We start from the raw sequence: 3,298 nt of genomic DNA on the forward strand, positions 1-3,298 counted from the left end.
GGCGAAGTGGTTAACGCATCGGATTGTGGTTCCGACATTCGTGGGTTCGATTCCCATCACCCGCCTATATCGTTTATTTTTTATGCGGGTGTAGTTTAATGGCAAAACCTCAGCCTTCCAAGCTGATGTTGTGGGTTCGATTCCCATCACCCGCTCCATTATTATTCCACAGTAGCTCAGTGGTAGAGCTATCGGCTGTTAACCGATCGGTCGTAGGTTCGAGTCCTACCTGTGGAGCCACGGCCCCTTGGTCAAGCGGTTAAGACACCGCCCTTTCACGGCGGTAACACGGGTTCGAGTCCCGTAGGGGTCATATAATCAGAAGTGAAATATCGCTTCTGATTTTTTATATTTTCTAAAATGGAAGGTTGTCCGAGTTGGCCGAAGGAGCACGCCTGGAAAGTGTGTAGGCGCCACAAGCGTCTCGGGGGTTCGAATCCCCCACCTTCCGTAAATTGTAGCTTGAAGCCATTGATATAACAACGTTTTACATTAGCAAGTGTCAAATATGTGTCAAGAAAATATTTCTCTGACACGTTGACCTTGCTCTTTTTTATGTTCGTCGAGCAAGTGGGAATAAATATCAAGGGTAACAGATATTTTATAATGACCTAATCTTTTACTTATATACTCGATTGGTATACCTTTTGAAAGTAGGTAAGATGTGTGAGTGTGTCGTAATGCATAGGGTGTTATATGTTTATCTTTTATTCCTGTTTGTTTTTTAGCGTGATTGAACGATTTAGATACAGCGGTGTGACTCAATTTGAATAATTTACCGTCAATGCGTTTAGGCAATTTAGCCAATTTAGACTTAATGAGTTTTATATCTTTTTGCGAAACTTCTACAAAGCGATCAGCATTAGCAGATTTAGTACCTCGTAAGTGTATGATACCGTCTTTTTCATTCAAATCTATGTCCACCATATTTATTGCGTCACTAAATCTTGCTCCAGTAATTGCTAAAATAAAAAGAAAAATATAACTTTCTTCGTTGCGCGTCTTAAAATACTCAATCAACTTTTCATATTGTTTTATCGTCATAAATTTAGTAGATTCTTCTTTTGATTTTTTGGTACCTTTGACTTCAACATTGTAAGTGGGGTCTTTCTTCAAATAGCCATCATATAACGCATCTCGTAAACAACAAGACAAGCAACTATGCACTTTACGCACAGTCTCATCCGTATGCCCCTCACCGTAATTATTTAAGAACTTTTGATATTCTGTACGGGTGATATTTTTAATCAGCATACCTTCACCGAAATACTCTTCAAACAATTTAATAGAACGTTCATACCAATAATACTGACGTTTTGAAAGACTTTTTTTATTTTTTATCACAAGCCAATCATTGTAATACTCCTTAAATATTTTATCATCAATTGCGTTACCATCTTCTAAATCACGTATGAGTTGCTGCGCTGCATTAACCGCCTCAGCTTTAGTTTTAAATCCTGATTTACGTTTCTTTCCTGATTTAAAAGAGGGGTGTTTAACGTCATATTGCCATGAAGATGACGTTTTGTTTTTACGTTTCGTTACTGTAAACGATGCCATTTCACCATTCCTCCTCAAAAATAGTAAAAAAAAATAATAAGGGTACGTGGGAGGTACCCGGTTAATTGCATAAAAAAAGACCAGATGAATTAACATCTGGCCAGCCGGATTGGTTACCGGGAATGAGCTACTATAAATTAGTAGAAAGCGGGATTTCACCGCGAATTGTTAATACAAATATACCAGATGTTATCTTTAATTTCAACTTTTTATGAACCTGATTATTATTTGTTTCTCTATTTGCTTTAAATCTTCGTCGCTAATTTTAATTTCTCCAGTGGGGTCTTCATTGTTAATCTTTTGAATTCTTTTTTTACTTATTGTGGTAATTGCAGAAACGTTAGCATAAGACCGTTTGTTTTTATGCCTATCAAAAACTTTTCGTACAAGGTTAATATTTTTGGCCTTCTTTTTCATTTTAGATATTTTTTTCTCAAAGTTTTTAGCTTCTTCTTTTATTAAAACCTCAATTTCTTTATACTGCTTCTCTATATATGTTTCTGTTAAATACCCATACTTCAAAAGTAATGCGCTTCTTTCTGCTTTAGCTTTTATATAATCTTCATGTTTATCCATTATCAAATTAGCAAAATCCTCTATTTTATCTGCTTCTTCAATTAGTTGGATTCCTTTCTTATCCAATTTGTCTATAGTAATATCAAAAATAGAGGAAGTTAACTGAGTATAATGCTTAGACTTTTTTGACGATAATGGGACAACTGTGATTGTACTCTTTTTAGGGTTGTCTTTTTTATCCATAACTACACAAAAATGATTACCAGAAAATTCATTACCAATATTACTGCCTAGATTTACATAAACTATAGTCCCTCGTTTGTACGTGGAGTATAGTTTATATTTGTTGTTATTTTCTTCTAATAATTGGCGAGTATAAAATTCTAGCCATTCAGGCAAATATTTTATTTTTCTATTTTCTATATTTGAGTTTTTATAAATATCAATCAATTTTTTTGTAGTACTTAGAAATGACTGATATACTTTTTCATTATTTAACTCCATCCCTCAACCTCCAATCCAATAAAAAGGGTAGTCGTGCTACCCAAGTTTTACTTCTTCTTTCTATCATCTAAAATTCTACGCGCAATACTGTAGATTACATTTAATACGATGTATTGAACTAGTTTTTTGATTAATCTCATTTTTTTGCATCTCCTTTAAATATACTTACACACTACGATAAGATCTTTCCTGTTTTGTTATCGTTATCTATTTTTTCTTCAATGATTTTTAAATACTCTATTACTTTTTGCGAGGATAAATCTTTAGGTAACTCGTAAGTGAATGTATGGTTGTCATTTGTTAACACCTTGTAGACGACAGTTTCTTTGTTTATTATGCAACTAATTATTTTCATTTGATATCACCTCCCAACGTTTGTGAACAAGCGTTTTTTATTGAAGTATTACAAGAAATAAGAGTCATAGTTTTTCATTATTAATAATTAATGTATTAATAACTGTGTGTTATAATTGAAGAAAAAGTAGGTGAGATATTGAACATTTTAGACATGCCAGTATTAAGTGCCCTCGTATCTTCAGGAGGTTTTGGTTTTTTATCATTTCTATTACTTAATAAAATGGGTAAAATAAAAGTTTATGATACACAAGATAAAGTTTTTTATAACATTTTATTATCTCTCATAAATTTCATCATCTTGTTTTCACTAACTTTGCTTTTGAATTTTTGGATGAGCATTCAGGTTTCAATATTGTTATCT

General features: G+C 33.3%; 3 protein-coding genes, 5 tRNA genes and 1 pseudogene. 6 read left to right on the forward strand and 3 right to left on the reverse strand.

What is annotated here, in order from left to right; genetic code table 11:
- The 5 genes from CD138_RS13535 (at nt 1) to CD138_RS13555 (ending at nt 451) form a co-directional block, all read left to right on the forward strand.
- Nucleotides 1-58 (forward strand) — tRNA-His (locus tag CD138_RS13535).
- Between the two features lie 26 nt (nt 59-84).
- Nucleotides 85-158: transfer RNA gene (locus tag CD138_RS13540), tRNA-Gly, on the forward strand.
- A 7-nt stretch (nt 159-165) separates the two neighbouring features.
- Nucleotides 166-240 (forward strand) — tRNA-Asn (locus CD138_RS13545).
- A 1-nt stretch (nt 241) separates the two neighbouring features.
- Nucleotides 242-313, forward strand: a tRNA-Glu gene (locus CD138_RS13550).
- 49 nt (nt 314-362) lie between these two features.
- Nucleotides 363-451: transfer RNA gene (locus tag CD138_RS13555), tRNA-Ser, on the forward strand.
- A 62-nt stretch (nt 452-513) separates the two neighbouring features.
- On the opposite strand, the gene CD138_RS13560 is transcribed toward CD138_RS13555, so the two are convergent.
- From CD138_RS13560 to CD138_RS14745, 3 genes are all read right to left on the reverse strand, one after another.
- Nucleotides 514-1,560: a tyrosine-type recombinase/integrase gene (locus CD138_RS13560; protein ID WP_019168030.1), complete on the reverse strand. Its 1,047-nt coding sequence runs from the start codon at nt 1,558-1,560 to the stop codon at nt 514-516.
- A 201-nt stretch (nt 1,561-1,761) separates the two neighbouring features.
- Complete coding sequence (locus tag CD138_RS13565; RefSeq protein ID WP_096638665.1) at nt 1,762-2,580, reverse strand: type II toxin-antitoxin system PemK/MazF family toxin; 819 nt, start codon at nt 2,578-2,580, stop codon at nt 1,762-1,764.
- 172 nt (nt 2,581-2,752) lie between these two features.
- Entirely contained in the window at nt 2,753-2,935 is a 183-nt protein-coding gene (locus CD138_RS14745; RefSeq protein ID WP_019168033.1) for a hypothetical protein, read from the reverse strand.
- Nucleotides 2,936-3,088: 153 nt separating this feature from the next.
- On the opposite strand from CD138_RS14745, the pseudogene CD138_RS14750 reads away from it, so the two are divergent.
- Nucleotides 3,089-3,298, forward strand: a pseudogene (locus tag CD138_RS14750) (hypothetical protein); the annotation flags it as partial.

Origin of the sequence: Staphylococcus intermedius NCTC 11048 (assembly GCF_002902385.1) — a bacterium.
GTDB classification, from domain to species: Bacteria; Bacillota; Bacilli; order Staphylococcales; family Staphylococcaceae; genus Staphylococcus; species Staphylococcus intermedius.

Coding starts and splice junctions, on each gene's coding strand:
- CD138_RS13560 (WP_019168030.1), bottom strand. CDS start 1,560: ATGGCATCGTTTACAGTAACGAAACGTAAAAACAAAACGTCATCTTCA.
- CD138_RS13565 (WP_096638665.1), bottom strand. CDS start 2,580: ATGGAGTTAAATAATGAAAAAGTATATCAGTCATTTCTAAGTACTACA.
- CD138_RS14745 (WP_019168033.1), bottom strand. CDS start 2,935: ATGAAAATAATTAGTTGCATAATAAACAAAGAAACTGTCGTCTACAAG.